Raw genomic sequence first — 23,203 nt, 5'->3', positions numbered from 1 at the left:
TGTTTCCTTAAAAAATAGGGGGTTCCGGCACGTCGCTGCCGCTCTGGAGGAAATCAAAATCGCAGCCCCGATCGGCCTGGGTAACATGTTGCTGATACAGGGCGGACCAGGAGCGGGAAAAGGTTTGATGCGTCGGTTTTAGCGCGGCGCGGCGGCGGGCCAGCTCGCTTTCGTCAACCAGCATGTTGAGCGTGCCGGCGGCGATATCCAGCTCAATCAGGTCGCCGGTTTGCACCAGCGCCAGCGGCCCGCCGACCGCGGCTTCCGGCGCGACGTGCAGAATGCAGGTGCCGTAGTGGGTGCCGGACATGCGCGCATCGGAAATGCGCACCATATCGGTAACGCCCTGCTGCAGCAGCTTTTTCGGAATCGGCAGGTTGCCCCATTCCGGCATTCCCGGCCCGCCGACCGGCCCGGCGTTACGCAGGATGATGACGCTGTCTTTGGTAACCTCAAGCGCCGGATCGTCGATGCAGTCGGAAAGCTGCTGGTGGCTGTCGAACACCAGCGCCGGGCCAACGTGACGGCGCAGCTGCGGGCTGGCGGCAGAGGATTTCATTACCGCGCCGTTGGGGCAGAGATTGCCGCGCAGCACCGTCAGGGCGCAGCCCTGGGTGAGCGGGATCACCGGGTTATCGAGATCGCGAATGGTATCGTCATCGTAGCAGTGAGCGTTTTCGATCCAGGCGCTGACCGGGGTATTGGTGACGCCTTTCGCCTCCAGATGCAGGAAGCGGCTGATTTTTTTCAGCTGCGCCATCAGGCCGCCGGCAAAGAAGAAATCGTCCATCAGCCCTTTGCCGGAGGGGAACAGGTTCGCCAGTACCGGGATGCGGCGCGCCAGCGCCTCCATATCGTCGAGATCCAGCGCAATCGAGGCGCGGTTGGCCATAGCGACCAGATGGATGGCGGCGTTGGTGGAGCCGCCGAGCGCCATATAGGCGGCAATGCCGTTGAGGAAGTTCTCTTTAGTCAGCCAGCGCGAAGGCTTATGGTCATACCAGACCATATCTACGATGGTCTGACCGCACTGCGCGGCCATTTGCGGATGGCGGCAGTCGGCTGCCGGGATCGAGCTGGCGCCGGGCAGGGTAAAGCCCATCGCATCGGCGATCGAGGTCATGGTGGAGGCGGTACCCATGGTGTTGCAGGTGCCGATCGAGCGGGTCATCGCGCCTTCCAGTTCGATCCAGTCGTGCTGGGTGATGGCGCCGAGGCGCAGCTGATCCCAGAATTTTTTGGTGTGGGTGCCCGCGCCGGTTACCTGGCCGTGCCACTTGCCGGTAGTCATCGGGCCTGCCGGGCAGAAGATCGCCGGAATATCCATAGAAAGCGCGCCCATCAGCAGCGCAGGCGTGGATTTATCGCAGCCGCCTAGCAGCACGACGCCGTCAATGGGATGCTGGCGCAGCAGCTCTTCCGTTTCCATCGCCAAAAAGTTGCGATACAGCATGGTGGTCGGTTTCACCATCACTTCGCCCATCGACAGCGCCGGCAGCTCTACCGGGAACCCGCCTGCCGCCCAGACGCCGCGTTTTACCGCTTCCGCCCGTTCACGCAGATGCGAATGGCAGGCGCTCATATCGCTCCATGTGTTGATGATGCCGATAACCGGCTTACCTAAAAACTCTTCGCGTGCGAAGCCCATTTGCTGGGTGCGCTGGCGGTGCGCAAAGGCTCTGATAGTTTGTGGGGCATACCACCGTTGGCTACGAAGCGCGGAGATCTCTCTGCGCGTTAAACCGTCTTTGTTGAACATAAGCCACTACCCTGGTGTTTGAATTTCCCGTTACACTAATATCGTAGCGCTACGATTTGCAAGATAGGATCTGTGAATTATGTGATCCATGATCGGTTTTCCCTGATCGCCGTATGGTTTTTATTCGCCCGCTTCAAACTTTTGCATAAAGTGCTTTAAAGCCCGTTTTGACCTGTGTGATAGTAGCCGGATACCATAAGTATGAGGGTTGACAGCCATGGAGATGTTTTTCTCTGGTGTAACGTTTTTTTTCTTTCTTGCAATCGTAGCGCTATATTCCTACCGTAAAACTAAAGGAATATCAGAATCAGGCGTCGAGGGGTTTTTTCTTGCCGGACGCGGGTTAAGCGGCTATTTCATTGCGGGATCGCTGTTGCTTTCCAACCTGTCGGCGGAGCAGCTGGTGGGTCTTAACGGCAATGCCTATCGCTTCGACATCAGCGGAATGGCCTGGGAGAGCACCGCCGCTATCGCCACTATTGTGATGGCGCTTTTCTTCCTGCCGCGTTTTTTACGCCGCGGCCTGACAACCATGCCGCAGTTTCTGGAGGAGCGCTTCGATAACAATACCCGCCGTATGGTCAGCATCATGCTGCTGGTGGGCTATGCGCTGATGGCGAATCCCTGCAGCCTCTATCTTGGGGCGATAACCATGAACGAGATGTTTGATTTCCAGCAGCTGCTGAATCTGTCGGACTGGAGCGCGATCGCCATTCTGGCGCTGGCGATGGGAGCGATCGGCGGCCTCTATGCCACGCTCGGCGGGCTAAAAGCGGTCGCTATTTCCGATACCATCAGCGGGCTGATTCTGCTGGTAGCGGCGCTTCTGGTGCCGGTGCTGGGGCTGTTTGCGCTGGGCGACGGCTCCTTTAGCGCCGGCGCCAGGGTTTTGCTTAGCCATCCGCAGCAGCTTAATGCCATCGGCTCTTCCAGCTCGGCGGTGCCGTTCAGCACCATCTTTACCGGGATGCTGTGCGCCAATATGTTCTACTGGTGTACCAACCAGATGATTATCCAGCGTACCCTGGGGGCGAAATCGCTGGCGGAAAGCCAGAAGGGCGTATTGCTGGCGGGCTCGATCAAGCTGCTGGTGCCGCTGGCGATGGTTTTGCCCGGACTTATCGCTCTGAATATGTTTGGCCCGGTTTTCAGCAATGCGGACTACGCCTATCCGACGCTGGTTAAGGCTGTCCTGCCCTGGTGGCTGATCGGCATGTTTGCGGCGGCTATATTTGGTACGGTGATTAGCCACTTTAATTCGGTGGTCAATTCCAGCGCCACGCTGTTCGTTATCGATCTATTTGGCCCAATGACCGGCTGCCGCGATGAGAAAAAACTGGTGCGCATGGGCAAAATAGCCTCGGTAGTGGTTTCGCTGATCTCCATTATGATTGCGCCGCTGCTGCTGCATACGCCGAACGGTATTTTCGACCTGATGCGTCGTTTTACCGGTTTTTATAATATTCCGATTATTACTATCGTGCTGGTGGGATTCCTGACGCGTCATGTTCCGGCGCTGGCGGCAAAGTGCGTACTGGTATTTCATATTGTGGTTTATGGCGCTTATATGTTTTCCGGCGTAGAGAAACTTATTCCTCTGCATTACATCCACGTTATGGGCATTTTGTTTATCGTTGAAGTGACGCTGATGTTGATTATTGGTAAGGTGAAACCTGCTGCCTGGCGTGCGCCGGCACATGCGCCAGCCAGTATACCAATGGAAAAATGGCGCTTTGCCGTGCCCGCCAGTGTTATGATGGTGGCGGTTTTAATCAGTATTTACATCACGTTATCTCCCCTGGGCCTGGCGTCGGAAACGGGTATACCGCCCCATTACGGTTATCTTCTGGCGCTGGTATGGGGAAGCGCGCTATTACTGATTATGGGATTAGCTCGATGCCGTCATTTTCGCTCCGGGCGAGGGATAATGAGGGCGCTGAACGAGAGTGCGGGAGCAAAATGCGTCAACGATCGCGCCAAATCATAAAGCTTGATGATGTGGCTCTTCAGGCCGGAGTCTCGCCTTCAACCGTTTCGCTGTATATTCGCCAGCCAGAGCGCGTTTCAGCTAAAACAGGGAAGAAAATTCAAACGGCCATTGATAATCTGGGCTACGTGCATAATAAAATCGCCAGCCAGTTTACCGGCGGGCGCAGCAGTAATATGGCGGTAGTGCTGCCTTCGCTGGCCAACGTCATTTTCAGCTATGTTATTCAGCGTATTGAATCAACCGTGAGCGAACAGGGATTTCAGTTATCCATTGCCTCTCACGATCACTGTCTGAATAAAGAAGAGGAGCAGATCCGCGCTATTTTGCAGTGGACGCCAGCGGTGATTGCTATCGCCGGTGCGGATCATAAATCCTCAACCTTAAAGATGCTGCAAAACAGCGGCGTGCCGGTAGTACAGATGTGGCAGGTTGACGGCAGCGCCATTACCGCGCAGGTGGGCAATAACCACGAGCAGATTGGCTACAGCGCCGCGCGCTACCTGCTGGAGACCGGCTGCGCGCAGCTGGCCTATTTCACCACGCGCTTTGAAGATGATATCCGGGCGCGTACGCGCTATGCGGGCTTCTGTCGGGCGCTGGAGGAACAGGGGAAAAAACCGCTGCTGGTGGATATTCCGCGTAGCGACAACATCTGGCAGGCCAGCCGCGAGACGCTGATGAAAACGCTGGTGAAGGAGAAGGGCATCGACGGTATTTTCTGCACCAGCGATTCCATCGCCACCGCGCTGCTGATGGAGGCGCAGTCGCGCGGTATTAAAATACCGGATCAGCTGAGCATTTTAGGCTTCGGCGATTTTCCCTCAAGCGCGTGGCTGTCGCCGGTTTCGCTTTCCAGCGTCAGCCTGAATGCCGATATGATTGCGACGAAAACCGCCGGAATGATGCTGGCGATGAGCCAGGATAAGGAGTATCGCGGCGAGGTGGTCAATGTCGGTTTTGAGATTATACCGCGCGGCAGTACGCGTCTGCCTTTCTGAGCAAACGGCCTGCAAAGGCCGTTTCCTGCGTTTATTTCGCCCGGCGGCCAGGGCGGTTAGTTAGCAATTCTGGTTAGCTCCAGCAGGCACACCGCGTTAATATCCATCATAATTTCCGTCGTCCATTCCTGAATAATTAATTCATCATGGACGCTCAGCGTAGGTTCTGAGCGCTGGCTAATATAGTGCATGGTCTCCTCGTCCCGATCGTAGCGGGTGGGATGCAGGCCATACTGATGATAGAGCGCGCCGTTTTTCTGATCAAAAACCCACTTTTTTATGCGCCAGGTGCCGGAAGGACTGAGTTTTAACCGCACGCGAAAACATTTGCTGTAATCATTGAGCAAATGCTGTTGTATCGACAGCTGGGGATTAATAGTGACGCTGTTCAGTAACAGCAGCTGATGCACGTTGCCGTGGCGGGTCGCTATCCAGCCGGGGCCGGAAGCGGAAATCCTCTCTTTTAACCGCGCTTTCATCGCCAGAATATGAAATACCGGGCGCTTAGTGGTGGCGCTAAAGAATAGTGACAGGCTGTTATTTTCAATAAGATTGTTGGCGCATACCTCATTCTGCTGCTCTGAATTAAGCCACAGCCCCATCATGGTAACCTCTGCCGGTAACGAGAGCAGCATATCCATCAATAATGCGCCGCGGAAAAAAAGACCGTTAATAGTGAGCGTATTACCCGTCAGCGTCCCCCAGGATTGCAAATAGAGCTGGCAGCGTAGCCGATGTTTTTTTAACAGGGCGATAATGCGCTTCATCTGCTGATGAATGACTTTGTTATTATCCTGCGGCCGGTATTCCGGCACATCAATCCGGGCGGTACGATCGTTGGGAATCAGTGAAAAGGCGATAAAGTCGGTTTGCCGCAGCAGCTCGACGTCGGGAAGGGTAATATTATCCTGACTCTGCGCCAGGGCCAGGCCCACGCGGCTGCCGGGCAGCATGCGACGGATTGCCGTTAGCCATTTTACGGCAGGCTCGTTTGCCGGCTCGCTGCCTTTTGCCGCCTCCAGTATAAATGTCCACCGCTGCACGTATTCCTGCCCCAGCAGCAAAATATGATGATGAATAAACTGCTCCAGGCGATCGAGGCTTTCGCCGGCGGGCGACAAACGGATAACTACGCTGAGGCCGGCATGCTTAAGGAAGTTACAGGCTATATCGAGGTTGCTCCAGGGCGACCAGGTCGGGTTAGGCTCGCCGGTATAAATGTCGTGCAGCGCGAAAATATCCTCCAGCGAGTCGGCAATTTCGACCTGGAACTCATGCAGCAGCGTTTTCAGGGCCATCAGCTGCTGCTGAACGTGCTGTTTCAGCAGCTCATTAAAGCTGCCTACCGCGATAACGTAGCGGCGGGGCCTGATGCGGTCGATTTCACTGTCAAAGGCTGGCGCAATGTTTTCTGTTTTGACCGGCAGATGGCGATTAACCGCCGCCTGCGCAGAGGGCGAGACGCGCGAAAGGCAGGAAAACAGCATCACGGAATTGACATCGCGGGTTTGAGCCGGCGCCTCTGGCGGCATAGCGTCTGCCGGCGAGGCGATGGTGCCATCCCGTATACCGCGACGCCAGCCGCCGGGCGACATACCGTAACGCTCGCGAAATAATACGGAAAAACGGTGCAGCGAGCAGAAGCCGTTATCGCTAACGATCTGACCTATCGGGCGCGCGGTAAACGCAATTTCTTTGACCGCGTGCTCGAAACGGACGTCGGTGAGGAAGGTGCGAAAGTTCATGCCCGTTTCCGCGGTGAAGCATCGTGACAGGTGGGCGCTGGTGACATGCAGCTGCGAGGCGATCTGATGCAGCGTAATATCTTCCCGGTAGCGCTCCTTGATCAGCATTACCGCTTTATTTATGCGGGCGCTGAGCGGAGTAGATAAAGGCATTGCCTGCGGGGCGGTGAAGTTTTGCAGCAGGAGACAGAAAATATCCAGCAGATTGCGAATCGCTTCCAGCCGCCAGGTTTCACTGTTTTTTTTCAGCCAGAGGATAGCGATATCTTTTATGCGCCCGGCAATCTGCGCCGCCTGAGTCGGCGCGCGGTGCTCTTCAATGTTAAAGGCGGTTTGTTTAAACTCACCCGCGCGGTTAAATAATAAAAAAGGCGAAACGCTGATTATTGCCAGAATGTTATCTCTGGCCGCGGCTATCTGCCAGCGGCTATTGGCATTGATTATCTGCGGCTGGTTTTGCCGTAATTGCGTAACGCCGCTTTCCTGCGTCAGGGTTATTTCTCCCTGCAGCGCTAAAATAAGATGAATACGGTTCTCTGGGGTAAATTTCTGGTTAATAACGTTAACAAAGTGTACGGAAAATTCTTCTGGCTGTTCATTCATCTTTTTCCCCGATTACGCCATAGCCGACTGGCACAATATCAAATTTTAATACTGCGATTTTTGACGCAAGCGATAAAGCCGCGTGCATTCCCGCAATAAAAGCAGGGGATTAGGTCGCTTATCTCCCTTTTTTATATCAATTATTTATTTCACTATGAAAGTGTAAATCGGTGCTCATGTTTAAAGAGGTCAACTATGTCTTTACAGGAATTTATTGACGACAACGCGGCGCGCTACGCTGAACTGCGTCGCGATATTCACCGGCATCCTGAAGTCGGGCTGGAGGAGGTGCGTACCAGCGATATCGTAGCCAGTCTGCTGGAAAGCTGGGGCTATCAGGTAACGCGCGGCATGGCGAAAACCGGCGTAGTGGGCACGCTACGCGCCGGCGACGGCGGGAAGGTGCTGGGGCTGCGTGCGGATATGGATGCGCTGCCTATGCAGGAGAACTCCGGCAAAGGCTGGCAAAGCTCCGTGACCGGGAAATTTCACGGCTGCGGTCACGATGGTCACACCGCCACTCTGCTGTTTGCCGCAGAATGGCTGGCGAAAACCCGCAACTTTAACGGCACGCTGCATGTGATCTTCCAGCCGGGCGAAGAGCTGCTTTACGGCGGTAAGCTAATGCTTGAGGACGGCCTGTTCGCTCAGTTTCCCTGCGATGCGATATTCGCTCTGCATAACATGCCCGGCCTGCCGCTGGGAAGCTTCCACTTCCGTAAAGGCGCGATGCTTTCATCTTCTGATACGTTAGAAATTACCATTAAAGGGGTTGGCGGACACGGCGCCATACCGGAGAAAGCAATCGATTCTGTCGTGGTCGCCTGCTACGTGGTGACCGCTTTACAAACCATCGTTTCCCGCAACGTGACGCCGTTTCAGCCTGCCGTGGTGACCGTCGGCAGCATTCAGTCCGGCTCCGTGGCGAACATCATTAACGACACTGCCACGCTGAAGCTGAGCGTGCGCACTCTCGATCCGCAGGTGCGTAACGATGTACTGACACGTATTGGCGAGATAGCCGTCAGCCAGGCGAAGAGCTTCGGCGCAAAAGCGGATGTGCGGCATATTCACGGCAGCCCGGCGTTAATTAACGATGCGGAGATGACGGATTTCGCTATTGCGGTCGCCCGCGAGCTGTTTGATGAATCCCTAATCAATACTGACGCCTCGCCGGTAATGGCCAGCGAAGATTTCGCCTTTATGCTGGAGGCGAATCCTAAAGGCGCTTATTTCTTTGTCGGGGCTGGAGAGGGATGTTCTGTGCATAATCCCGGCTATGACTTTAATGATGACATCATCAAGCCTGCCGCCGCCTTCTGGGCAACTTTAGCTGAACGTTTTCTTAAGTAACAGAAGGATGACTTTATATAAATCCCGGCATAGCGAACGGTAAATCTCCGTCTTATACCTGTACTCATAATAAAAACCTGCTTTACGGAATAGTAATGGTTCGCTTGCCTTTTTTTAAATTGAGCAGTGTTAATAATATAAAAGGAATAGTCATGAGCTCAAATACAACTGCCTACCAGGGTAATTCACGTCTTGTCCTCGGGATTGTTTTGCTGGTGTTAACTTTCTGGATGTTTGCACAGTCAATGCAGGCAACCCTGATCCCGATTATCTCTAAAGATTTTGGTATTAGCGACGATCCGGCAAAAATGGATCTGCTAAATTTTGCCGCCTCAATTACGCCGCTGTTTTCCGCCGCCTGTATTGTTGCCGCCGGCGGGCTGGCCGATCGATTTGGCCGCATGCGTTTTGCGTTTATCGGGGTGATATTAAGCGTGATCGGCTCGATAATGGTGGCGCTTTCACCCGGCGTCGAGCTGTTAATTCTGGCGCGCAGCATTCAGGGCATTTCCGCCGCCTGCATTATGCCTTCCACGATCGCCCTGATGAAAACCTATTTCGAAGGGAAAAAGCAGGCTACGGCGTTGACCTGGTGGTCAGTAGGCTCTTGGGGCGGCTCTGGTTTTTGCGCCATCCTGGTGGGGTTGATTGAACCGCGCTTCGGCTGGCAGGCAATCTACTGGATCAGCGCGGTGGTAGCGATTATCGGCCTGCTGCTGATGCTGGGCACGCCCGAATCCCGCGCCGCCGCAACGGATAAGAAGTTTGATAGCCTGGGTTCGGCGATTTTTATCGCTTCGCTGATCGCGCTGGTGCTGGCCGTTTCTAAAGGGCGCAGCTGGGGATATGGTGATTTCCGCTTCCTGGGATCGATGGCTTTTGCCATTGTTGGCCTTATCAGCTTCTATTTTGTGGAAAAAAGCGCGCCGGGAAAAAACATCGCCCAGCTGATTGATTTCTCGCTTTTTCGTTCACGCGGCTATTTCGGCGCCACGCTCTCTAATTTTTTATTAAACGCCATTGCCGGCGCCATGGTGATCGTAAATACCTATATGATTAACGGACGCGGGTTTACGACCGGCGACGTGGCGACTATCACCATTACCTATGCCGTTGCGGTGTTAGTATTGCTGCCCGTTGGACAGAAGATCCTCTTTCTTTTCGGCGGCAGGCTGCCGATGATTATCGGCACCATCGTCACCTTTTCCGGCGTGATCCTGATGTCCTTAACGCATATTGAAAGCGCTTCGCTGTATAAGATACTGGTGGTAACCGGCTATGCGATGTTTGGCCTGGGGCTGGGGATTTATGCCACGCCTTCTACCTACACCGCCGTTTCTTCCGCCCCGCAGGAGAAAGCTGCCGTGGCGGCCGGCATCTATAAGCTGGCCAGTTCGCTGGGCGGGGCGATGGGCGTGGCGCTGTCGCTTGCGGTTTATTCGGCCTTTGAGGATGTACACCAGGCGGGTGCGGCCGGGCTTTGGTTGAATGTCGGCTTTGGGGTAGTCGCTCTTATCTCAATTCTGTTTATTATTCCGCGCAATACAGCGCAAAAGGCTGAGTGACGGCCAGGATGGAATGCTAAGGGGATGCGTGTCATCCCCTTTTTTGCAGGAAATATTTATCCGTAGTGTCCAGGGAAAAACTACGCGGAGGTTTATTGTTTAATAATAATCTGCATCGGCGCCAACGATATTATTACCGCTTAATCAGGGATACTATACGCTAACCGCTAATTTTTTAATAAGGCCTCTGTTTTCCTGTTTTATTACTCAGTATATCCAGAAAAATCTGCCTGAAGACAGTGAGGTAGATAAACTCCACAGAAGTTACCGTTGCGTAGCATTGTGATCCCGGTTGTTAATACAACGTGCTAAAAACGCTATGTCGTTATCCTTCTTCTTTGTGTGGCGAGGTCTGTTAAACGGTAAATAATTACCTGTGTAATTGTTATTTAATCAGCCTGTTTAAAAGCTTGTTGAGATTTTCCGTGCTAAATCTCTGCTGTAAAATAATTTTAATTAACTTAACGGTAACGATTATGTTTGCTGGTGGACAGGTAAACAACAATCGTGGTTTTTTATTAGGCTGTGCGTGAATTTCTGCTATAAATATAACTTAAGTTAACGCGCTTGCACTGAGAGGTATTAAACCGAATTTTAAATTTACTGTTTTATGGCGGAGACGATCGTAACTGGTCTTATTAATATATGTGTGAAGAAGGACAATGCTCCGCTGGTTTTAAATAAACTGGCTAAAAGCCATAGTCAGTAATTATATATTGATTATTTTAAATAAATTACATCATGCTGAACTCATCCTCTGTAGGGGAAGTTCACTAAAATTCAGGAGAGTAGCTATGTCAGAAAATTTGAAAACCTCAGGTGCTGAAGATAAAAAATATTCTTACTCTCAACGCCTGGCAGCTATTTCTGATAACGATGCAGCAACGGAAAGGCCAGACGCAGTGATTGCTGTGCCGCGCGTTACTGTTTATCCTCGCAATATAGTCGAAGATATTATTTATTCTGTGAATGTTGAGCAATTTGGTGCAGTAGCTGACGGTGTTACTGACTGTACGGCTTCCATACAAAATGCTATCGATTATATGAGCGAACGTGGCGGCGGTTATGTCAATTTCGGCTGCGGGATGTTCCGCGCAGATGGAATTATTCTGCGTAAAAAAATAGTGCTACGCGGGCAGGGAATGCGTAAAACGACGATTAAAGCCCGTGACGGATGGAAATCACGTGCCGTTATTGAAACTGAGAACTTTGATGATATCAACTCTGTACCTGATTCACCGGGGGCGTATTATTCCGGCTGTACCGGACTGACCGTCCACGGTAATTTGCAAAACTACGCCATCACGCCGTCAGTTGATGCAGGCTATGGCGTGTTGCATTACGGCAGCGATCAGATTTTTAATGATTTTTCTGTTATCTACGCGCCAGGGATAGGCTTGCGAACAGAGGGGGGAGCAACCAGCCGCGATAAATTTGACCAGGAAGAACCGGATGGCGGCGTACCATTTATAGGGCAGTTTCAGCGTATCAGAATTGCAAAATGCGGAAATGATGGTTGGCATTTTGGGGGGATTGCTGACGCTTTTATTGAGGACGTTGAAATCATGCATGCCGGTTATGGTTATATGGCGGCCGATGACCCGCGATCGTTTATGGATCCGGCTGAGCGCGTGGCATGTTTTCGCGCCTGGGCTAGCGTTGATATTGGGAAAATGCACTGCTATGGAACCTGGGCCGGGTATGGGTTCGTCGCCGGAACCAATACACTGTTATATACAATTCGGGTTAAATATGATCATCTGATTACAGAAAGCTGCCTGATTGGTTGTTACTTTAAACCAAAAGCAGTTGTGCAGGGGGCGCTGCTTGATGTGCATGAGTGCTCCGGCGGTGAGCCAGTTCATGGCAGTTTTAAAAAAACATCGGTCGCAATATTTGCCGGGACGGCGCAGAATTGTTATTTTGCAACAGTAAGACTGGTGCAAACTACGGAAAATTATAATGGTGTGCATATTCTGGTTAGCGGTGACAGGAATACATTTGGCTCAATAGAAGCATACCGAGGATTTCGTGCTGATAATTTATCCGGTACAGCCGTTTGGATTACGGGGAGTAATAACCAAATAGTTTCTGGCATAATAAACGGATATTTAGGCATCGATGCGGAGGGAAACCCATCATCAGGGGTTGTCTTCGCCGGCGGGAAGAATAATTGTTGCGATATTCAATGTGGGAACGGTAATGTCGGATTTCGTCTCTTATCTGCTGGTTCAATTACAGACGGCAGGCTCAGAGCATTGCCTGGTCTGATTATACAGTATGATAACTTTGAGTTATTAACCGATCGCTACCGGGCACGAGTTGCGCTACTATCTATTGGAGGACATGGCAATCGCGATATCCTGTATTCAGAATTTTTAGATATGTCAGATACCGACGTTAAGCAAATTAAATTCCCGGTTGATATGTCGCTGCCTTACATTCCAAGTAGATTTGAATTGTCAACGACCTATGAAATTCTGGCTACGCATGGCAGGAAGGATTACCCACAGTTTAAGTTCATTCGATATGACAGAGCAACTTCAACACCAGAGTATTTGGTTTTTAATTATCAGATGGAGGCAATATCTGAAATGGATGTCAGGCTGGCAATAAAATTTAATTGATATAGATATTGTATTGATAAAATATGATCGCCTCGATTATTATCGAAAATAATTTTGTGTGATATTATAATTTATTATCGCCTGTGGGTCATTCAATGGCACCTCAACGCTATTACGCGGTGCCTTTATAGATAACTGAGCTAAGACAGAGAGTGCCTTCAGCTGTGGGGATTGGTGAAGGCATGTTCTCTCGTCGCCAGAAACCAGGCGTGAGGCGGCAGCTTGTAAGAGGTCTTTTACCGAATTAAATTAACGCAAAAACGGTTGTGGGCGGTCTGTTTAATCCAGCCATGGTCTACAGAGATTCCGCAGGGTATCGCGAAGCTCGATCAGTCCGGCTTCGTCCAGTTTACAGGCACTCTTAATCTTGTGACTAACGCTCAGGACATCTTCCTGGATGCTCCCGACACGAGGGGTCAAATCGACCAGCATGCATCGTTTGGAGCACGAGTACGGGCAACAAACCCCGCATTCTCGAGGCGTTTAGTCCCTGTGTTCATATCGAAACTGGCGCCAAGCGAGCCTACAGATACGGAGATCCGTTCCGTAATTCGAGCATCACCAGGTACTGGGAGAACGTCAGGCCTAACGGTTCCAGAAAGGGCTTGCGCATGCGCGCCATGCGGTTAGCTGCTCCATAGAGAGCAAAAGAGGGCTCCATACCAACGCTGCGGGATTTTGTTATCATTAACTCGACTGATATTTTCTAGTGCACCAGATTAAATCAACATAGAATAATTTTAAGCGCCACGTTCACCTGCCTGGGCTATGGAGCATTGTCGTGCCGCTTTTTAAAAGCGTGCCACGTATTTTTGAATTACTCAGTGAAAGACGCCTGGGCTGCTTTACAATAAACTTAACATGACGGTTGCAATGTTCGCTGCTGGCACAAACCAGACTATCCGGTTCGATGGCGATTTACCTACGAAACCTGTAGCACAGGTTTGCGCCAATGTTCCTTTACCTGGAAAAACTCACCGATAAAACCCGTCCAGCCAAAAATTCAGACCAAAAGTCTCTGCCCAGTAGTTTCGGGCATCTGCAAAAGTAACAGACGGGTAGGGGCCAATGTTCTTTTTCGCTCGCTTTTTGGTGACGGGGCGAATGTAGCGAAATTGCCAGATTTTACTCCCGCTGGATTTGATCAGTAGCTCAAGGCCATCGCCATCATAGAGAACGTAGTCCGCTTCCTTGGGTTTGGCGGATTCGATTTCCTTAACGGATAGGGGTTTGGTTTGTCTTGCCATTGCCGGGTTTCCATAGTTTTAGGCACCTCAAAAACAATAAAGCTTTATGAGGTGCCTAACAAGGTGCCTAAAAGGTTCGGATTTAATTAGTTCTCTTCGGACTTCGCGGGACAAATTGAGGGCACAAAAAAGCCCGCAGGGCTTGCGCCGTGCGGGCTCTTAGGACTTCATCGGATGACTCTGGTAATCACCGATGGAGAATTTTGGTGGGCTGGCGTGATCTGAACTGGATGCATAATTAATTGTTTTATTTTAAATAAATTATAATTCAACTTTTCAATTGGGCCTATCGTTGGGCCTAAGGCTGATTATAGGTATATATCAATCAGTTATGATGGTTTTATCGCTCTTCAACACTAACATATCTGGATAATAACTTGTCTCGATAATTGCCTTCTACAATTCGTTGGAAGGGGAGAAATCAGGAATGTAATTGAACAAAGATTGGGGATTCTCCCGGTTGTTTAGCGTCTTGGGGAAGCTGATTGGAGCTTCCCGAACGGACTACTCAATTCCTGTGATTCAGTTAACGCACGCTAACATCCCCAGATAGTGCCGGACAATGATGTCGTTCAGTTTATCGACCAGTTCAGGCCGCTTAAACGAGATATGCGCAGTCCCCTTCCGGAAGTACCTGATGGTAAACATCTCATCCTTATAGCGGGTGCTGTGCTGATTAGCATGGATATGATCGCTGAGACGACGGGTAACGTCAGCGCGGTTATCGGGCACTGGCTTTCCATCCAGTAGCACCAGCATACGCTCAAGGTCTGCTAAGCGGTCACGCTGCCAGCCCCAGTTAAGCCCAAATCCCCAGCGATCATATTTGACCAGCCCTGTGACGATGATCTTTTTCCCAAACTTGCACGGGCTATTGCTCTTAAAATCCCAGCTCAGCCCTTTAAACACGTTGATCACCCCACGCTCAAATACTTCGCCTTTGCTGTGGTGTAATTGTTCAAACGTGCTAAGAATATTCTTTTCACTAACAGCGGGAATATCGTCTTTCTCCAGGCTATTGTACCACTCGTCGCGGGCCTGTGCGTCCATGAGCGCCAGCATTCCCGACTTCTTCATCAGGTCTCGCCATATACTGCGATCGAGATTGCGGGTAATGGCTTTCATCGCCGCCTGTGGTTTCTCCATCAACCAGCAACCGCAACGGAAATCCTGCTTCATCGCCCAGTCCAGTGCACTTTTGCCGCCGATACTGCGGGTCAGCGTCGAGATATCGTTAAGCTGGTGGATAAGTGATTCAGTCTGTTGAAGCGCGGCGTTACGCCCGGTAACAATACGTTCAATGCTGGTGGAGCAAATCACATCGGTATGGTCAGTCAGGACTTCAGGGTCGGCATTAGTGTGTTCTGACATAATTTTCTTTCCTTTATATAAGCACAAAACGCCTGCCGGTGAGGGCTGGCGCTTATGCGTGTAAAGAAGGTGGTTTTATTGAGGAGAAAGTAAAAGCCGGAGGTAGTGTATCATCCGGACCTCGTTCAGGGCCTGTTCAACAGAGGGCAGGAGTGTTGCTGAATCGGTGAGAGTATCGTCGTTATCGAAGATGATTTCCGTACCACAGTCGATATTGTCCTGCAGCCAGCAGATCAGGATCTGCAGCCCCTCTTCAGTGGTTAATGGCATGTGTTTACCTCAGTGGGGAAGTGGGTTACCAGTCGAAGGTGACAAATCCTGGCAGGAGTTCGCCGAAAGCATCAAGGTGCAGGATGCTGATGGAATAACGACGAATAAGCGTCACGACTAACCGGCGGCAGGCTTTCGACAGCCCCAGCCGTTTGAGCCGCATAACCGGAAATGACCACGCTTCCAGACGAAGCAGATAACCCGAACCTGTATAGTGGATCCACTCCGACTCGCCGTAGTTTTCATACTGGTGCGAAAGGGCAAACAGCAGGGCGCTGTCGTCTTCGGTGATATGGGCGGTAGAGCAGCAGATACCCGGCAGGGCGGTAAACGGCGGCACCGTGGCTTCAGTGGCCTGTTTATCAGACCCGTCGACAACGCGAAGTGAATACCTGTTATCACAGACCACGTCGATCAGGCTGGCGAGTTCAATACCGTCGATATCCACGACGATCCGGCCCCCATTAAGGGCCCGGACGTTAATCGCACCGGCTTCCACGGTCATGGACAGCTTCATCGTGCTACCCCGCTGTATCTGCCGGTGGTGATGTCGGTAACAGTCCGGTAGCCGCGACGTTTCATCAGGCCACAGGCTTTTCTGGCGCGGAGAATATCGATACGAGTAATGAACGGAGACTGCACTGCAATACTGAATCCGGGACGGTCAGTCCGGACCAGTTCATATTTTTCAACGATACCGTTCAGCGCATCGCACAGGGAGATGCCGGCGTCGATATGCTGCTCAATGACGCCGTCGTTAGCAAACGGAGTGTCGTTGAGCGTCAGCCCGTAATGCTGTTGCAGCAGATGCGACAGCAGGGACTGCCAGATGCCGACAGGCGTGGGGTGTGACGATGCCGCTCCGGGCGGGAGTGAGGGTAAAATCTGCATAATGTGTTCTCTGTTGTGTGGAAGGTAAGAAATGAACCGGAAGGGAGTAACGAAAAAGTTTAACCGAGGCGCTGGCCGGTTTCGGTGAAGGTGTAACCGCCGGCGATAAGCGCCTCATCCACGGCTTCCGGTGAGGTCAGCCAGTCATATTGCGTTTCCAGTTGCTGATATAACCAGCGGGCCAAGTCGCGTAACGCGTCACTCAGGACACAGTCTGCGTCGTCGGTGGCCTGCTGGCCGATGGGGGAATCACGCTCAACAGTAATGTGCATACTGTATTCATGGTAATAGCGCCCCTGATGCTGAATATCAGCCTGAAGCAGCCAGAGGTTACGCTGCTGAATTGCCTGCAGCTCATCAGCAATACGGTGAAGCACTTCGTCCTGCGGCGCATGCTTTCTGATGTGTTGTGCGGCACCGGGCTGATAGCGGTAATCACCTTCGAAACAGGCGCCATCCCCCTGACAGCAGAAACCGGAAAACCAGATGCAGGTTTTTTCGTGGGATCTGCCGCCGGTGGTGGTGAAGGTACGTGTTTTGAGTCTTACACCCAGGATGTTGCAAATCTGGATGAAATCCTCATAAACAGCGTCGTACCACTCATACTCCAGCCCACCCTCTTCGCAGTACCAGGCGCGAGCTTTCTCGCGGGCAGACTCTGAGAGTTCATCAGACAGATACACCGTGGTGGAAATGACCCGACTCATGGTGCCATACCTCCGGTTTCAGGGGAGTCTCCGGGGTAAATCGCCACATAAATGTAGCCGCACGACCCGAGTGAGTCGGCCTCGCATACCAGTCCCTTTGCATACAGGGTGACACAGTGCTGATGGCGGGGATTGAGTTCACCGCTGGTGAGCATCAGTTCAAGCTGTTTGAGCAGCAGTGGAAATGCCTGGTCGAGATGCCGTAAATCCGCGTCGCTGAACTGCCCGGTGATGTTGGCCCGGTCAGCGAGATAATACAGACGGTTGCCCGCCTGTACCAGCCGTGCGCCAAAACAGGGCGTGATACTGCGTTTAAGCCCCCACCAGGGTTCAGTGATATCGTGGTTTACTGTCGGTATTTTATTCGACAATTTTAGCCTTCCTTAAACGTGTGTTAATTCAGCGTGACGCTGCGTAATACGACATAGGGGCCGTTGCGGTTCTGACGGCGTTCAGCGAAGACCGCGAGCACACCGCTGATATCCTGAACCTCCTGCCCGGCGTAGTGACAGATGCTGCCAGACCATTTGTATTTACCCGTGCAGAAGGGAAACAACCGGGACTGCGGATGCTGGCGGTATATCGTCATTGCCCTGCGTTTACTGATAATTTTCATGTAATACCTCAAAGCAGACCGTGTTCTGCGAACGAATAGATTTGCCTGCCACCGACAATCAGGTGGTCAGGGACGCGGATATCCACCAGCTGAAGCACCTGAACCAGTCGCTGCGTGAGGGTTTTGTCGGCCTGGCTAGGTGTCGTCTCGCCGGAAGGATGGTTATGCGCGAGTATCACCGCCGCCGCGTTGAAGTGCAGAGCACGTTTGACCACCTCCCGGGGATGCACCTCGGTGCGGTTAATCGTGCCGGTGAAGAGCGTTTCATGGGCAATCAACTGATTCTGGTTGTCCAGATACAACACCCGGAACTCTTCCCGCTCAAGCGCGGCCATATGCAGTCGCAGCCATTCACGTACGGCGTGGGTAGAGGTGAAGGCTACGCCGGGCTCATGCAGGTGGCGGTCCAGAGCCCTGAGCGCCCGCTGAATGAGACGCCGGTCCTGTGGCGTCATCTCGCCGGGTAAAAAGGAAAGCTGTTTCATCTGTTGCTCCTTCGGTCAGTCGATAATACGCAGAATGGCGTGAGCCTCTGGATGTTGCATGGCATACTCCCGCAGGCGGTAATAGTGTGCGGTCATCGCGTCACATTCTGTACGGCAGGCATGGTGGCTATACGCAATCAGGCAGACAGCAATACCTGCTGCTTCTGCACTCATTTGGGCATCGTTACCGTTCAGGCAGTTAAACAGACGCCATGTCTCATCGTTGTCAGGCTCGGGGGACATAAATGCGCCGCCATTGCTGAGGGTGTAGAACGACCAGATACCACCGCTGTAGCCCTCACAGAAGCGGTCCATCCAGGCGAAGATATGCGGCTCCAGGAGTAGCCACTGCGGGATAGCGCCAAAGTACTGTGGCCAGAAATCGATACGCTGTTCATCGGGGACCGGCGTGACGGTCAGTTCAAATTCGGGTTGGTTAGCGGGTGCGAGGTCGTGCTGCGTCTGTGTTGTCATGGGTATGTCTCCGTCAATAAAAACGCCAGCGGCGATGGCTGGCGTATGGGGATATAAAGTGTGTTCGGGGAGGTGAATGCGGGTAAATGCTTCGCGATCAGCGGGTGGCCGTGTCTGTACGGATGCCTGAGGTGCGGATATAGCGGTTAAGACCTTCACCGGCATCCGGCTCAAAGTTCCATGCCCGCCAGACCATCCGGCCTTCAGTATCACGAACCACCAGACGGAAGTGACTGCCCTGGTCGTCTTCGAGTGTGATATTGCTGTACGTGGTAGTGACCGCTTGCGCTTGTCTCCGGGTGAAAGGCCCCGGTGGCAGCAACACGGATTGGGTCATTTTCGGGCTCCTGATAAAAGAAAACCCCGGCAGCCTGCTAGCTGTCGGGGTGGATTTGCTGGGGAAGATACTACTATCAGTCGTTGCTGCAGTCTCCGAGAGTGGACAGAACTTTCTCAGCGTTCTTCCGGTCCGCAGTGAAGGTCCCTGCTTTGTGGTCATTGACGTAGACGTCGAACTGCCCGGCCTCAGAGATATTGCTGATGAAGTCAAACCAGGCGTTATCGCCGTTACGCCAGCCCAGGCTGGACGGAATAATGTACTGCTGGTGATCCATCACTACGGTGATAGTAGTGTCGTCATCGTGCGAACTGACCATCTTGTCATCGGCAAGGGTAAGAAAGACTGAATGCTGATAGAAACCATTCTGGTCCGGGTTCCCTGTGCAGTTGATGGTAAACGTCTTTCCGCTGGCTTCGGTCACGCTGTATTCCGTATTGCCCTGACCGTAACCCTGCTGCCAGAACCCCGGGATAGCAGAGGCATTAAAGCTCGCGAGCAGTACACCCGCCAGCATAAACCGACTTAGTGAAAGTATTGTCATTCTTGTCTCCTTTGTCGTTGTTTTATTCCTGATTGTCAGGGTTCGAGGGTATCAGTAGCTGCCCCATCAGTTTGCCGTCATGGGCGTACTCAAAGTATTTTTCTTTGGTATACGGGTCCGTCACCTCCTGGTATTCCAGTTTGATGTTATCGGCAATACACAGCGCATTCATCAGCGGCTGGATGGTTTTTTCCTGCATATCCACGAGGTAGTAGTAACTACCGCCCTCGCAGCCATCGGGCGACTCACGGGTACGTAAGACCTGCAGGGTGAGACCTGATGAAAAGCCAACCTGTGACCATTCTTCGCTGACATCATCCTGCCGACTGACCACATCGCTGAAGCGCGGAGGCGTGAGGTCCTTAAATTTACTGATAGCTTTCAGGTCATCACTCCTGTCATCGCAGGCGCTCAGAAACAGAGTGGTGGCAACCATCGCCAGCAGAGGTAGTGTTTTACATTTCATTATTTTTTCCCTGAAATCAGACGTACCACTTTGGCAAAGACATAAATGCCGACGAAAATACCCACCGGCACGCCGACGAACGGTGTCAGCGCGACACTGGCAGCACCGGCTGCGCCACCTCCCGTCAGCAGTGCGGCAACAGTGGCAAGGGTCAGGGCCGCGAGACTGTCGGACACCCCGGTTTTGTTCAGAATGATGACGATGACAACAATGGCGATAATGGCAATAACGGGCATAGGGCTCCTCCCTGTTGCCGGGTTGATAACAATGCCTGCGCTATTCCGGTGGGCTGTCAGCCGGAACAAACGTAAGCAGTGACTGCTGGATAAAGCGAAAATGGGGTAAAGCCTGAATGAAAACCGGGTCTTCAGTCAGACGGCACAGACTGTCATTGCGGCGAAAAGTCTCCTGCAAAGGCTGAATCAGATGGATTTCATCAAGTGTGAATACGGCGATATGCCCTTCATATTCAGCCACCAGATACCAGGTCTGCTGGTGGATGAGTAACCGGCAGGGAGCCAGGCGCTCACAGCGTCGCCCCTCCGCAATCAGCGTCACCCGCCTGCGCCCGGTAATGGCCTGAATCAGTCTCCAGAAAGACAATGCTACTGAAGGCGAAGGAACCGGATTGGCTGGTGCTATCACGCAGGGAGACTCATCGCACATCAGCAGTGCATTCACCAGACGGCGGTCAAGGCCGGGAAAAAGCCCGGCCAGCCCGCTGCGGTGGGCAAAGATAAGCACGTCGGGCACCATCTGCATCTCACTGCCAGCAGTGCGTAAGCGGCAGTATCCGGACTGATACTCCAGGTCCAGATACATCAGCCGTTCACGAAAATCTCGCCGCAGCGTGCGCACTGACACGCCAAACTCAGCCGCCAGTTTGCGCACGCTCAACGTTTCACCCGCAACCAGACGGCTGATTATCAGTGACAGCCTGACAGCCAGCCGGTCATGGCGGCGTTCTGCCTGTGTCATGAGAGGTTCTCCAGGAAAGTTAACTGACTGAAAATGATGTGATTACTTTAAAGAGGGGGGCGGACAGGGTATGGACAACGCAGAAACTATTTTTTATTTCTGCAAAAGCCAGATGTAACGGGGGTTAAAAGCTATAACCGGGGGATTGAGGCACACGAGCACATAGCGATGCGGACAGGTGGTGTCCGATATTAACAACGTGGCAACATGAAACGTCTACTGCAGTTGCGTGAGCAGTGTTTCTGCCATCACCCACAGCGCACGGTTAAGCTTCACGTCCCCGTCAATGCCACGTACGGCACGGGTATGCGTTCGTCCGCCTTTAGCATTACGCCCGCTGAGTCCGCCCTTAATCAGGTTTTCCTGAATCCGCTGATAGATGGTCCACAGGTCATTGCTTTCATCCTGCCAGCGGCGCGAGGAGAGTATCTGCGATTCAGTCACCGGCTGGTGGTCCTCACCAAAGCGATAAGTTAGCGCGGCTTTTGCCAGTGCCTGCTGCGCAGGTGGTGGTAACAGCAATGACTGCATGGCATCCCGCTTTTCCTCCACACGGTCAAAAATCCCCAGTACTTCATACGCCCCCTCAATAACCTGACTCACCACATCCCCCTTGTGCGGCACCCGTACCTCGCCAAACGACTCACCGCAGACGAGGCCGTTTTGACACACAGCCCTGAACAGGCCAGGCAACATCTGGTAAGAGCTTGAGCCATCATGGGAGTTGAGCAGGATAATTTCCGGCACCTGCTTACCGGTAATCTGCCCCTCCCGACGCAGGCGCAGCATGTGCTTCGTATGTTCACGACGGCCAGGATCGCGAACACGGGTCTGACAGGCAAAGAATGGCTGGAAGCCTTCCCGCTGCAGGCTGTCCAGCAGGGAGATGGTTGGAATATAGGTATAACGTTCGCTGCGGGATTCGTGTTTGTCCTCGCTGAATACGCTGGGGACCACTCGAAACAACTCTTCACGGGTTAACGGACGGTCGCGGCGGATAAGATTTGCTGCACCAAAGCGCGAGGCCAGACGGGTCATAAGCAGACTCCTCATAATGGAAAAACAAATAAAAAAATCCCCGTCGCACAGGAGACAGGGTTAGGGAAGTAACAGGGATGGGTTAAATACTTAGAAGAAGAAATCCCACACAGTACGGGCAACGGATACCACGGTGTTACGGACGGCCTGTATTACGGCACGTACCGGAGCCGGTATGAGTGGGAAAGCACTTACCGTGTCCAGTACCGCGCCGACCGTTTCACCAAAATCGTCACGCGCTTTCTCCTGGACTGCTGCTGTGCGAAAGGGATGCTGCAGTTGCGACACCACTGGGCTGGTGGCTTCGCGTGGCAGACACTTAATTATTCGCTCGGCCATCACCTGCAGCCCCCACTGCAGACGGACCGACACGGCACACACCGGATGTACGGGCTGGAACAGTTCATGCAGCAGGCAGATTTTGCGGCTGACATTCTGCTTCTGCGCCATGGACAATTGACCATTAACGCTGGTGGGCTCGGCCTTGTCCGACTGGCTGATAACAAACATCACCTTATGCCGGTATACCTCACCAATAACCTGATGATAAAAGTGCTCATCCACTGCCAGTGCGCGGTCATCAGCCTTAATCAGCCACAATACTAGGTCGAGTCGGGGAAGTTGTTCACGGTACAGCGCGGCATACTCGGTATCGCGGGCACTGTTTTCTCCCACACCTGGAAGGTCAACGATCGTCATATAACGCTCACCGACCTTCAAACGAAAGCGTAGTGGTTCTCGGGTACAGGCAGTAACATCACTAACTGGTGAGACTTCTCCGGCAAATAAGGCGTTACACAAGCTGGATTTTCCTGATCCTGTTTTCCCCATAATACCGATCACAGGTTCATATTCAGTAAGCGAGTGTATGTGTTTTAGGATCGTATCAGACAGTCGAGTAGGCAGCGCGGCCATCGCCTTGTTGATGGTATTGATACCCTCTTGTTTACTCATGATTTTTCCTGACAGAAAATAAAGTAACAACGGCGAACCTGTGGTTCGCCGTATGGATGGTTGTGTTCAGAGAGATGATATATGTCTGAAAATACTTGGATTATCTGGTGCCACTTGGATAGAGGAAACTGCGCTACAGACATGATGGGACTAACCTATATCTCTCGGTTTAAGGATCGATGAAG

General features: G+C 52.4%; 23 protein-coding genes and 1 pseudogene. 5 read left to right on the top strand and 19 right to left on the bottom strand.

What is annotated here, in order from left to right; all coding sequences use genetic code 11:
• Positions 1 to 7 precede the first annotated feature (7 nt).
• Positions 8 to 1,759, bottom strand: coding sequence for an L-arabinonate dehydratase (gene araD / locus FKM52_RS10580; protein WP_141176130.1), 1,752 nt, complete (start codon positions 1,757 to 1,759; stop codon positions 8 to 10).
• Positions 1,760 to 1,976: 217 nt separating this feature from the next.
• Here araD and FKM52_RS10575 point away from each other — a divergent pair, with 217 nt between their 5' ends.
• Both FKM52_RS10575 and FKM52_RS10570 read left to right on the top strand, forming a co-directional pair.
• A complete protein-coding gene (locus tag FKM52_RS10575) occupies positions 1,977 to 3,746 on the top strand; it encodes a solute:sodium symporter family transporter (protein ID WP_141176129.1) in 1,770 nt (589 codons plus the stop codon).
• Positions 3,719 to 4,747: a LacI family DNA-binding transcriptional regulator gene (locus FKM52_RS10570; protein WP_141176128.1), complete on the top strand. Its 1,029-nt coding sequence runs from the start codon at positions 3,719 to 3,721 to the stop codon at positions 4,745 to 4,747. Before FKM52_RS10575 ends, FKM52_RS10570 begins: the two co-directional genes overlap by 28 nt.
• 56 nt (positions 4,748 to 4,803) lie before the next feature.
• Here the strand turns inward: FKM52_RS10570 and FKM52_RS10565 are convergent, their stop codons facing one another.
• Positions 4,804 to 7,095, bottom strand: a complete 2,292-nt coding sequence (locus FKM52_RS10565) for a helix-turn-helix domain-containing protein (RefSeq protein ID WP_141176127.1) — start codon at positions 7,093 to 7,095, stop codon at positions 4,804 to 4,806.
• 195 nt (positions 7,096 to 7,290) lie between these two features.
• On the opposite strand from FKM52_RS10565, the gene FKM52_RS10560 reads away from it, so the two are divergent.
• From FKM52_RS10560 to FKM52_RS10550, 3 genes are all read left to right on the top strand, one after another.
• Positions 7,291 to 8,448 carry a M20 aminoacylase family protein gene (locus FKM52_RS10560; RefSeq protein WP_141176126.1) on the top strand — a complete coding sequence of 386 codons (1,158 nt, stop codon included), beginning with the start codon at positions 7,291 to 7,293 and terminating at the stop codon, positions 8,446 to 8,448.
• 152 nt (positions 8,449 to 8,600) lie between these two features.
• Positions 8,601 to 10,013 carry an MFS transporter gene (locus tag FKM52_RS10555; RefSeq protein WP_181407921.1) on the top strand — a complete coding sequence of 471 codons (1,413 nt, stop codon included), beginning with the start codon at positions 8,601 to 8,603 and terminating at the stop codon, positions 10,011 to 10,013.
• A gap of 794 nt (positions 10,014 to 10,807) precedes the next feature.
• Positions 10,808 to 12,640 carry a glycosyl hydrolase family 28-related protein gene (locus FKM52_RS10550; RefSeq protein ID WP_141176124.1) on the top strand — a complete coding sequence of 611 codons (1,833 nt, stop codon included), beginning with the start codon at positions 10,808 to 10,810 and terminating at the stop codon, positions 12,638 to 12,640.
• Between the two features lie 1,004 nt (positions 12,641 to 13,644).
• On the opposite strand, the pseudogene FKM52_RS10540 reads toward FKM52_RS10550, so the two are convergent.
• From FKM52_RS10540 to FKM52_RS10460, 17 genes and pseudogenes are all read right to left on the bottom strand, one after another.
• Positions 13,645 to 13,887 (bottom strand): annotated as a pseudogene (locus tag FKM52_RS10540) (integrase arm-type DNA-binding domain-containing protein); the annotation flags it as partial.
• A gap of 522 nt (positions 13,888 to 14,409) precedes the next feature.
• Positions 14,410 to 15,258, bottom strand: coding sequence for a DUF4942 domain-containing protein (locus tag FKM52_RS10535; protein WP_020837107.1), 849 nt, complete (start codon positions 15,256 to 15,258; stop codon positions 14,410 to 14,412).
• A gap of 75 nt (positions 15,259 to 15,333) precedes the next feature.
• Positions 15,334 to 15,528 (bottom strand): DUF957 domain-containing protein, encoded by a 195-nt coding sequence (locus FKM52_RS10530; protein ID WP_020837108.1) that lies wholly within the window; start codon positions 15,526 to 15,528, stop codon positions 15,334 to 15,336.
• 25 nt (positions 15,529 to 15,553) lie between these two features.
• Positions 15,554 to 16,045 carry a DUF5983 family protein gene (locus FKM52_RS10525; RefSeq protein WP_020837109.1) on the bottom strand — a complete coding sequence of 164 codons (492 nt, stop codon included), beginning with the start codon at positions 16,043 to 16,045 and terminating at the stop codon, positions 15,554 to 15,556.
• The gene (locus FKM52_RS10520; RefSeq protein ID WP_032181230.1) at positions 16,042 to 16,419 is read right to left on the bottom strand and encodes a TA system toxin CbtA family protein; all 378 of its coding nucleotides are present in this window, start codon (positions 16,417 to 16,419) and stop codon (positions 16,042 to 16,044) included. Before FKM52_RS10520 ends, FKM52_RS10525 begins: the two co-directional genes overlap by 4 nt.
• 59 nt (positions 16,420 to 16,478) lie before the next feature.
• The gene (locus FKM52_RS10515) at positions 16,479 to 17,126 is read right to left on the bottom strand and encodes a hypothetical protein (RefSeq protein WP_020837111.1); all 648 of its coding nucleotides are present in this window, start codon (positions 17,124 to 17,126) and stop codon (positions 16,479 to 16,481) included.
• Positions 17,123 to 17,497 (bottom strand): type IV toxin-antitoxin system YeeU family antitoxin, encoded by a 375-nt coding sequence (locus FKM52_RS10510; RefSeq protein ID WP_032181229.1) that lies wholly within the window; start codon positions 17,495 to 17,497, stop codon positions 17,123 to 17,125. The genes FKM52_RS10515 and FKM52_RS10510 overlap by 4 nt, the downstream gene beginning before the upstream one ends.
• A 23-nt stretch (positions 17,498 to 17,520) precedes the next feature.
• Positions 17,521 to 17,742: a DUF987 domain-containing protein gene (locus tag FKM52_RS10505; RefSeq protein ID WP_032181227.1), complete on the bottom strand. Its 222-nt coding sequence runs from the start codon at positions 17,740 to 17,742 to the stop codon at positions 17,521 to 17,523.
• Positions 17,743 to 17,750: 8 nt separating this feature from the next.
• Positions 17,751 to 18,227, bottom strand: coding sequence for a JAB domain-containing protein (locus tag FKM52_RS10500; protein WP_000811693.1), 477 nt, complete (start codon positions 18,225 to 18,227; stop codon positions 17,751 to 17,753).
• Positions 18,228 to 18,242: 15 nt separating this feature from the next.
• Positions 18,243 to 18,701, bottom strand: coding sequence for an antirestriction protein (locus FKM52_RS10495; RefSeq protein ID WP_000211838.1), 459 nt, complete (start codon positions 18,699 to 18,701; stop codon positions 18,243 to 18,245).
• 97 nt (positions 18,702 to 18,798) lie between these two features.
• A complete protein-coding gene (locus FKM52_RS10490; RefSeq protein ID WP_000194654.1) occupies positions 18,799 to 19,038 on the bottom strand; it encodes a DUF905 domain-containing protein in 240 nt (79 codons plus the stop codon).
• Between the two features lie 76 nt (positions 19,039 to 19,114).
• Positions 19,115 to 19,582: a protein YkfB gene (gene ykfB / locus FKM52_RS10485; RefSeq protein ID WP_001547765.1), complete on the bottom strand. Its 468-nt coding sequence runs from the start codon at positions 19,580 to 19,582 to the stop codon at positions 19,115 to 19,117.
• Between the two features lie 22 nt (positions 19,583 to 19,604).
• Positions 19,605 to 20,048, bottom strand: coding sequence for a YfjS/YafY family lipoprotein (locus FKM52_RS10480; protein WP_000649865.1), 444 nt, complete (start codon positions 20,046 to 20,048; stop codon positions 19,605 to 19,607).
• Positions 20,048 to 20,284, bottom strand: coding sequence for a protein YpjK (gene ypjK, locus FKM52_RS10475; RefSeq protein ID WP_001144031.1), 237 nt, complete (start codon positions 20,282 to 20,284; stop codon positions 20,048 to 20,050). The genes FKM52_RS10480 and ypjK overlap by 1 nt, the downstream gene beginning before the upstream one ends.
• 40 nt (positions 20,285 to 20,324) lie before the next feature.
• The gene (locus tag FKM52_RS10470; protein WP_102054332.1) at positions 20,325 to 21,026 is read right to left on the bottom strand and encodes a DeoR family transcriptional regulator; all 702 of its coding nucleotides are present in this window, start codon (positions 21,024 to 21,026) and stop codon (positions 20,325 to 20,327) included.
• Between the two features lie 216 nt (positions 21,027 to 21,242).
• The gene (locus FKM52_RS10465; protein ID WP_102054333.1) at positions 21,243 to 22,064 is read right to left on the bottom strand and encodes a DUF932 domain-containing protein; all 822 of its coding nucleotides are present in this window, start codon (positions 22,062 to 22,064) and stop codon (positions 21,243 to 21,245) included.
• 90 nt (positions 22,065 to 22,154) lie between these two features.
• Positions 22,155 to 22,979, bottom strand: coding sequence for a GTPase family protein (locus tag FKM52_RS10460; RefSeq protein WP_374702083.1), 825 nt, complete (start codon positions 22,977 to 22,979; stop codon positions 22,155 to 22,157).
• Between the last annotated feature and the right edge of the window lie 224 nt (positions 22,980 to 23,203).

Source organism: Mixta tenebrionis, from assembly GCF_006517625.1.
Classification (GTDB): Bacteria; Pseudomonadota; Gammaproteobacteria; order Enterobacterales; family Enterobacteriaceae; genus Mixta; species Mixta tenebrionis.
Note: the sequence above shows the minus strand (reverse complement) of the source record. Positions and strands in the feature narration are given on the sequence as shown.

Bases quoted from the DNA above. Each gene is read 5' to 3' on its own strand.
- FKM52_RS10505 (WP_032181227.1), bottom strand. From the start codon at position 17,742: ATGAAAATTATCAGTAAACGCAGGGCAATGACGATATACCGCCAGCAT.
- FKM52_RS10465 (WP_102054333.1), bottom strand. From the start codon at position 22,064: ATGACCCGTCTGGCCTCGCGCTTTGGTGCAGCAAATCTTATCCGCCGC.
- FKM52_RS10500 (WP_000811693.1), bottom strand. From the start codon at position 18,227: ATGAAACAGCTTTCCTTTTTACCCGGCGAGATGACGCCACAGGACCGG.
- FKM52_RS10565 (WP_141176127.1), bottom strand. From the start codon at position 7,095: ATGAATGAACAGCCAGAAGAATTTTCCGTACACTTTGTTAACGTTATT.
- FKM52_RS10520 (WP_032181230.1), bottom strand. From the start codon at position 16,419: ATGCAGATTTTACCCTCACTCCCGCCCGGAGCGGCATCGTCACACCCC.
- FKM52_RS10490 (WP_000194654.1), bottom strand. From the start codon at position 19,038: ATGACCCAATCCGTGTTGCTGCCACCGGGGCCTTTCACCCGGAGACAA.
- araD (WP_141176130.1), bottom strand. From the start codon at position 1,759: ATGTTCAACAAAGACGGTTTAACGCGCAGAGAGATCTCCGCGCTTCGT.
- FKM52_RS10560 (WP_141176126.1), top strand. From the start codon at position 7,291: ATGTCTTTACAGGAATTTATTGACGACAACGCGGCGCGCTACGCTGAA.
- ykfB (WP_001547765.1), bottom strand. From the start codon at position 19,582: ATGACAATACTTTCACTAAGTCGGTTTATGCTGGCGGGTGTACTGCTC.
- FKM52_RS10525 (WP_020837109.1), bottom strand. From the start codon at position 16,045: ATGAAGCTGTCCATGACCGTGGAAGCCGGTGCGATTAACGTCCGGGCC.
- FKM52_RS10470 (WP_102054332.1), bottom strand. From the start codon at position 21,026: ATGACACAGGCAGAACGCCGCCATGACCGGCTGGCTGTCAGGCTGTCA.
- FKM52_RS10550 (WP_141176124.1), top strand. From the start codon at position 10,808: ATGTCAGAAAATTTGAAAACCTCAGGTGCTGAAGATAAAAAATATTCT.
- FKM52_RS10575 (WP_141176129.1), top strand. From the start codon at position 1,977: ATGGAGATGTTTTTCTCTGGTGTAACGTTTTTTTTCTTTCTTGCAATC.
- FKM52_RS10570 (WP_141176128.1), top strand. From the start codon at position 3,719: ATGCGTCAACGATCGCGCCAAATCATAAAGCTTGATGATGTGGCTCTT.
- FKM52_RS10460 (WP_374702083.1), bottom strand. From the start codon at position 22,979: ATGGCCGCGCTGCCTACTCGACTGTCTGATACGATCCTAAAACACATA.
- ypjK (WP_001144031.1), bottom strand. From the start codon at position 20,284: ATGCCCGTTATTGCCATTATCGCCATTGTTGTCATCGTCATCATTCTG.
- FKM52_RS10535 (WP_020837107.1), bottom strand. From the start codon at position 15,258: ATGTCAGAACACACTAATGCCGACCCTGAAGTCCTGACTGACCATACC.
- FKM52_RS10480 (WP_000649865.1), bottom strand. From the start codon at position 20,048: ATGAAATGTAAAACACTACCTCTGCTGGCGATGGTTGCCACCACTCTG.
- FKM52_RS10515 (WP_020837111.1), bottom strand. From the start codon at position 17,126: ATGAGTCGGGTCATTTCCACCACGGTGTATCTGTCTGATGAACTCTCA.
- FKM52_RS10495 (WP_000211838.1), bottom strand. From the start codon at position 18,701: ATGACAACACAGACGCAGCACGACCTCGCACCCGCTAACCAACCCGAA.
- FKM52_RS10530 (WP_020837108.1), bottom strand. From the start codon at position 15,528: ATGCCATTAACCACTGAAGAGGGGCTGCAGATCCTGATCTGCTGGCTG.
- FKM52_RS10555 (WP_181407921.1), top strand. From the start codon at position 8,601: ATGAGCTCAAATACAACTGCCTACCAGGGTAATTCACGTCTTGTCCTC.